Raw genomic sequence first — 6,126 nt, 5'->3', positions numbered from 1 at the left:
ACTTTTGATTATTTAGTTCGAGTAGAAACTTTAAATGATTAAAATTTTGGGTTTTGACACCCGAACCATACTATTAAAAAAGGCTTCCTACCAGCGTTTAGAAGCTGTTAGGAAACCTTAGTAAAGCTATAATGGAGTTGAGGGGAGTCGAACCCCTGTCCAGACACATTGGCACTTAGATATCTACGTTCATAGTTTTACCATTTAGATTTCGCTAAGCATTAGCCGTAAAACAGGCGTCGTGCGTTGCTAGTCTGGTAATCTCTTCTTATTCTTACAGACGGAAAGAATAAGCGTATCCCACTTATTATAGGACCCGATACCGAGCACATGGGCGATGCCGGTCGGATCACGCTAAGCTGTTTTTACGCAGCTAAAGCGTAAGTGTTATTATTATTGTTTGCAGTTATAATTTAACTGTAACGTTGGTATGCAGCCGTAACCTGCAGAACGCAACCCAAGCTCAATCTATGCCTGTCGAATCCGTAACAACCCCTAATTAAAAGTAGAGCTTTCTTAACTCTATACACAGTATAGCATAAGTGAGTGTCTTTGAAAAGTATTTACGCTAACTTTTTGTAAGTTGTTAACTCTAGATATCATTTGGAGTTCGATTATTTGTAGCTATGTTTAACCTATAGTAAAGGGACTTCCATTTAACAGAAGTCCTTTTACTTTATACAAGTTAGTCTATTGTTCTTATTCCTTATCTTTATTTGCATCCATTACCGAAGCAATCACAATCCCAATCAACATGCCGAATCCAGGACCAAAGGCCCAAACGAGTGGTGTGTTAAATAAGGGACCAGCAAGAGAAGCCACTATCGTTCCACCTAATAAACCGAAAGCCACACCATAAGCGACATGTGAGTTTTCATTGCCCTCTTCTTCTTTTAATTGTTTATCTTTATCTTCTGTGTCAGTCATATTCGACCCCCTTCTCTTCTATCCGTGTTAACCACCACTATCATTTGTACACAACTTAAAAATAACTTCTTAAGTTTTTAAGCTTCGTCTCTAAAATGAGACACATCATTGTAACGTTCCAAGTGGTATAATCCGTCTTCGTATCTGGCGACAGAAACACTCGCGTTGAGTAAGGCTTTTGGATTAACCAGTTCTGGTATTAAGTTCTCTAAAATATAGCGGATTGTTCCTCCGTGAGCCACCAGTAATATGGTTTCTCCCGTATCACGGTGCTTTTCAATCAGTTGAATTAACCCTTGTTCGACGCGTGACCAGAACATCATAAAGTCTTCTGCGTGTTTTTCTGAATCGATATCGCGGAAGGCGTTCATTCGCTCAGGGACGGTGGTGTGTCTGAACATCTCTTTACTGTTTTCATATCCCAAGTGTTCAGCGACTTGTGAGTACGCTACGGACCCAAATTCCCCTTCTAAAGAGCCGAAAAAGACTTCACGGAATTCTGGCATCTGAATCATTTCCATCGAATCCAGCTGGCCATTTTCCTCTAAAATGAGTGACGCCGTTTCTTGTGTACGAGACAAGTCACTCGTATAGACGGCATCAAATTGGACATCAGATAAGCCTCGTCCGCACCGTCTCACGTCTTCTTTTCCATGTTCGGTTAAGGGTGTATTACTCCATCCTTGCATGCGTCCGTTATAGTTGAAATACGTCTCCCCATGACGGACGAAATAAATTGTTACACCTTTGTTTTCCATTGTATAAAACCCTCTCTTTTAAAATCTCTCTTTCCATTCTATCAAACACGCTATATATAAGCGACTAACATTACACAGCTCTAATAAAAAAACGCATGTGTCAAACATAGCGTAAGCTAAGTTGAACACATGCGTCGAGTTTTACTGATAATTATCTTTAACGGCTCGTCTCAGTTGACGTTCCTGGTCGCGGCGTTTAATCGTTTCACGCTTATCGTATTGCTTCTTCCCTTTGGCTAATCCGATTAAGACTTTCGCAAACCCGTTTTTAATATAGACCTTTAACGGGATGAGAGTGACTCCGTTTTGCTTTACTTCTCCCACTAATCGGTCAATTTGTTTTTTCTTCATGAGTAGTTTACGCGTTCTGACCGGGTCATGATTGAACTGATTCCCTTGCTCGAATGGAGCAATATGAACGTTGTACAGCCACATTTCACCGTTTCGAATGCCTGCGTAGCCATCTTTTAGATTGATCCGTCCCGCGCGAATCGATTTGATTTCTGTTCCTTTCAAAACAATCCCCGCTTCGATTGTATCAATAATCGTATACTCATATCTGGCTTTTCTATTTTGGGCAATTAAATTGCCTTCTCCTTTGGGCATATAATACCCCCTCTTCTATCGTTTTCTTCGTTTCTTAGTCTTTCTTTTTCCTTTGTCTTTCTTAAAAGGAGCATCGGATTGTTTCTTTCCTCTGTTACGGTTCCCTTTCTTTTTAGACGACTTGCCCTTTTGTGGTTTGTCCGTTGGGGCCGTCTCGTCTTCTACTAATTCAAAGTCAATGTCATAGGTTTCCGTATTGGCAGAGGTGACTCTCACTTCAACGGACTGACCGATACGATAAACTTTCCCCGTACGGGTGCCTATCATGAGCATGCTGCGGTCATTGAATTCATAATAATCGTCAGTCATATTTGATATATGCACGAGTCCTTCGACTGAGTTGGGTAACTGAATGAACATACCGAAGTTTGTTACTGAAACAATGACCCCTTCGAAAGTTTCCCCAATTTTCGTCTGCATGTACTCGGCTTTTTTCATTTCATCTGTTTCTCTTTCGGCATCCACTGCCCGACGTTCGGTGACGGAGCTCTGTTCCGCAATCTCTGGTAACCGTTCATTCCATTTATTCTTGGCTTTACTGGAGCGATCCACTTCATTATAATAATGAATCAAGCGATGTAAGACCAGGTCTGGGTACCGTCTAATAGGGGACGTGAAATGAGAATAATGCTCAGCCGCTAAGCCGTAATGGCCAACCGGTGTCACATCATATTTCGCCTGCTGCATGGACCGAAGGAGAAGCATGCTGATAACCGCTTCTTCCGGTTCCCCTTTAACTTCATTTATTACGGCCTGCAATGTTTTTGGACTAATGTTATCCTTTGTGCCTTTGACTGTGATACCAAAGCTTGTGACAAATTCCAAGAAGCGCTGCATTTTGCCTTCATCTGGTTGCTCGTGAATCCGGTATAAAATAGGCAAGTCCTGATTGGTATAGTGCTCAGAAACCGTTTCGTTCGCTGAAAGCATGAAGGATTCAATCATTCTCTCACCGACACCTCGTTCTCTGACAAAAATATCAACGGGCATCCCTTCAGGATCCACTTCAATTTTTGCTTCACGGGTATCAAAGTCAATGGACCCTCTTTGCACGCGTTTTTTCTCTAGAATGTTATGCAATTCTTCCATCTGCTTAAACATGTCCACAATTTCAGAATACTCTGCTTTGGTTTCTTCGTCGTCTTCCATGAGAATCTTATTCACTGCCTCATACGTCATACGGTACTTCGAACGGATGATACTTGGTGAAATAGAATAATCCACTACTTTCCCACTGGAATCAATTTCCATTTCACAACTTAAAGTTAAGCGGTCCACATTCGGATGAAGGGAACAGATGCCGTTAGACAGGCGCTGGGGAAGCATCGGAATCACACGGTCCGTTAAATACACACTTGTCCCGCGTTCATAGGCTTCTTGGTCCATTGCGCTGTTTTCTGTGACATAATGGCTCACATCAGCAATATGGACGCCTAGATAGAAGTTGCCGTTGTCCAGCTTCTTCACTTGGATGGCATCGTCTAAGTCTTTGGCATCCTCTCCATCAATGGTGAGAACGACTTCATCGCGTAAGTCTTTTCGCCCTTTGGTGTCTTCTTCGGAAATGAAGTCCGGAACGTTTTCAGACTCTCTCACGACTTCTTCTGGAAACTCAGAAGGAATATTGTATTTATGAACAATGGTTAGAATCTCAATGCCCGGTTCGTCTTTGTGTCCGATGGTACGGTTGATAATCCCCACAAAGTCATTTCCGGATTCAATGCCAGAGTAGTCTGTTATTTCGACTTGAACAATGGTACCAGCGACTGGTCTCAAGCCTTTTGCCTCAATTTGGATCAGGGCATCCGGGAGCTTCTTGTCTTTGGGTGTGACATACCCATAAAAACCTGTTTCCTTCACTTCGTTATCATCGTACGGTGTAAACTCCCCATAGATATACTGACTGCCCCGTTCAACGACTTCAACGACTCGGCCTTCAGGACCTTTATCGTTTCTTGGATCGGCTTCTTTAGTTAATTCGACTCTTACCATATCCCCGTGCAAAGCTGTATTGGTTTCATTTGGTGGAATAAATAAGTCTTTTTCATAATCCTCAACCGCCACGAAACCAAAGCCTCTGTCACTGCCGAAGAATTTTCCTTCCAGCAAGTTAGCTGATTCTTTTAGTTTAAACTTTCCGCTTTTCATCAATACAATGCGGTCTTCTCTTTCTAATTCCGCAATGGCTTTGACTAGTTTTTTAAAAGCCCCAGATCCTGTTTTATTTAAGCTTTGACTGATTTCATTGACTTCAACAGGGCCTTGGGCATCGTGTTCCATATAGTCTATAATCTGTTTTTTCAACTCTCTTATTTCTTTGTCTTTTTCTTTACTCATACTTAGCCTCCATTCCAATCGAGTGATGAGAGGAATGACAACACGTCCACTTGTAATTCTTTCCCAATTCTTCCAGTTGTTAAGACGTGTGGCGCGTTATCATACCAGTGGAAATCAACATCCGCTTGTGTTAATGCGTCTTTAAAATCAACAGCGCTTTGTTTATCAATCATTTCATCTTTATCCCCTTGGGCTATAAAGATTTTCTTGTCTAAGCGAGAGTAGCTGCCTTCTATTGAAGAAACATGTTCGTTTATACTGTCTAAAACGGTTTGTAATTTCACTTCAGCTGACGTTTTCAAACCAGCTATTTCTTCTTTTGAGTAGCCTTCCTGTTTCTTCATGGATTCATACCAAATCATAAAGTTTTCTGGAACGTTAGAAGAATACTTAGCAATCACTGGAGAGGCAAATATCCCTCCGCCTTTGACTTCTTCTTCTAAGAGTAAGGTGGTCGCTACAATCCCTCCTAAAGATAGGCCAAATATAGCGATTTCCTCGTATCCTTTTTCTCTTAAGAAGGCCAAAGCCTCTCTTCCGTCTTGTACCCAGTCGCTCATATCATAATCGAAAATATCATCTGGGTCACCCGTGCCATGGCCAGAAAAGACAGGAGCGTATACCGTATAACCGGCTCGTTCTAATGCTCGTCCTAAACTTAACATGTCTTTTGAATTACTGGTAAAAGCATGAAATAACAAGACAGCTCGTGAGCCATTTTCGTAAAATAAATCTTTTTTATTCATAATATCTTTCTATCTCCCTTCATCGTCTCTTCTATTTTACCGTATTTTCAGCTTATTTAATACCAAAACACAATGTTTCTAAATCTTAGATAGAGAAAAAGTACCCCTGCCTTATCCTCTGTAAGCAGAGAACAAAAAGGGGTACTTCATTTTTTAATTCATTTTAGAAGAAACGAGTAAGTAAAAAGGCTAAAACAAAGAATAAAATCAAGCTGACAATCGTTGTTTTAATTAAAACAGCTTCAAATCCGCGTGCTTTTTGTTTGCCGAATAACTGACTAGCGCCACCTAAGAACGCATTTGATGCACTTTGTGTTTTTGTTGGTTGCATAGCGATTACAATTATAATGAATACAGATAAACTCAACATCAATGTTAGTAAAATTTCGTACATGAAACAGGTACCCCCTTCATATAAATCTCCTACCGTTAAATATAGCATAAGTCTGGCTCAATATCTAGTTCTTAAAAGAATTAAATGTGACATACCATGCATCGTATTAGTTATTTTGACTATTTTCGCTTACAGAACTATCAAGCGTGAAAGCCCACGGTTTTAATCGTGGGATGAGAGCGTAAATGGAGATAAATGTCTGCTTGTTTTGTCTTCTTTTTCTTTTAAAAATAAGTGTACATTTCTCTAGCCTTTCCGTTGACGGAGTGATATACTAAAGTTAACAACAAGAACACACGTTTGTATTCGTGATAGAGGTGAAGCGAGTGAAAAAAGAACAGACCGATACCTGTGTTAA

General features: G+C 40.7%; 6 protein-coding genes and 1 other RNA gene. All 7 read right to left on the bottom strand.

Features of this window, described 5'->3' with window-relative positions; genetic code table 11:
• Window positions 1-129: 129 nt before the first annotated feature.
• Window positions 130-496, bottom strand: a transfer-messenger RNA (tmRNA) gene (ssrA, locus tag ABDZ53_RS01940).
• 203 nt (window positions 497-699) lie between these two features.
• The gene (locus ABDZ53_RS01935) at window positions 700-927 is read right to left on the bottom strand and encodes a hypothetical protein (RefSeq protein ID WP_343753435.1); all 228 of its coding nucleotides are present in this window, start codon (window positions 925-927) and stop codon (window positions 700-702) included.
• A 77-nt stretch (window positions 928-1,004) separates the two neighbouring features.
• Window positions 1,005-1,685, bottom strand: coding sequence for a histidine phosphatase family protein (locus ABDZ53_RS01930; RefSeq protein WP_343753433.1), 681 nt, complete (start codon window positions 1,683-1,685; stop codon window positions 1,005-1,007).
• Window positions 1,686-1,826: 141 nt separating this feature from the next.
• Window positions 1,827-2,291 carry an SsrA-binding protein SmpB gene (gene smpB, locus ABDZ53_RS01925; RefSeq protein ID WP_343753431.1) on the bottom strand — a complete coding sequence of 155 codons (465 nt, stop codon included), beginning with the start codon at window positions 2,289-2,291 and terminating at the stop codon, window positions 1,827-1,829.
• Window positions 2,292-2,306: 15 nt separating this feature from the next.
• Complete coding sequence (rnr, locus tag ABDZ53_RS01920) at window positions 2,307-4,628, bottom strand: ribonuclease R (RefSeq protein ID WP_343753429.1); 2,322 nt, start codon at window positions 4,626-4,628, stop codon at window positions 2,307-2,309.
• A 2-nt stretch (window positions 4,629-4,630) separates the two neighbouring features.
• Window positions 4,631-5,374 (bottom strand): alpha/beta hydrolase, encoded by a 744-nt coding sequence (locus ABDZ53_RS01915; RefSeq protein WP_343753427.1) that lies wholly within the window; start codon window positions 5,372-5,374, stop codon window positions 4,631-4,633.
• A gap of 163 nt (window positions 5,375-5,537) precedes the next feature.
• On the bottom strand, window positions 5,538-5,768 hold the full coding sequence (secG, locus tag ABDZ53_RS01910) for a preprotein translocase subunit SecG (protein ID WP_343753425.1): 231 nt from the start codon (window positions 5,766-5,768) through the stop codon (window positions 5,538-5,540).
• Between the last annotated feature and the right edge of the window lie 358 nt (window positions 5,769-6,126).

This window comes from Alkalibacterium iburiense, assembly GCF_039521845.1.
In the GTDB taxonomy this organism is placed as follows: domain Bacteria; phylum Bacillota; class Bacilli; order Lactobacillales; family Carnobacteriaceae_A; genus Alkalibacterium; species Alkalibacterium iburiense.
The sequence above is the reverse complement of the archived record's forward strand: the minus strand, read 5'-3'. Positions and strand labels throughout refer to the sequence as shown.

Coding starts and splice junctions, on each gene's coding strand:
- ABDZ53_RS01935 (WP_343753435.1), bottom strand. CDS start 927: ATGACTGACACAGAAGATAAAGATAAACAATTAAAAGAAGAAGAGGGC.
- ABDZ53_RS01930 (WP_343753433.1), bottom strand. CDS start 1,685: ATGGAAAACAAAGGTGTAACAATTTATTTCGTCCGTCATGGGGAGACG.
- smpB (WP_343753431.1), bottom strand. CDS start 2,291: ATGCCCAAAGGAGAAGGCAATTTAATTGCCCAAAATAGAAAAGCCAGA.
- rnr (WP_343753429.1), bottom strand. CDS start 4,628: ATGAGTAAAGAAAAAGACAAAGAAATAAGAGAGTTGAAAAAACAGATT.
- ABDZ53_RS01915 (WP_343753427.1), bottom strand. CDS start 5,374: ATGAATAAAAAAGATTTATTTTACGAAAATGGCTCACGAGCTGTCTTG.
- secG (WP_343753425.1), bottom strand. CDS start 5,768: ATGTACGAAATTTTACTAACATTGATGTTGAGTTTATCTGTATTCATT.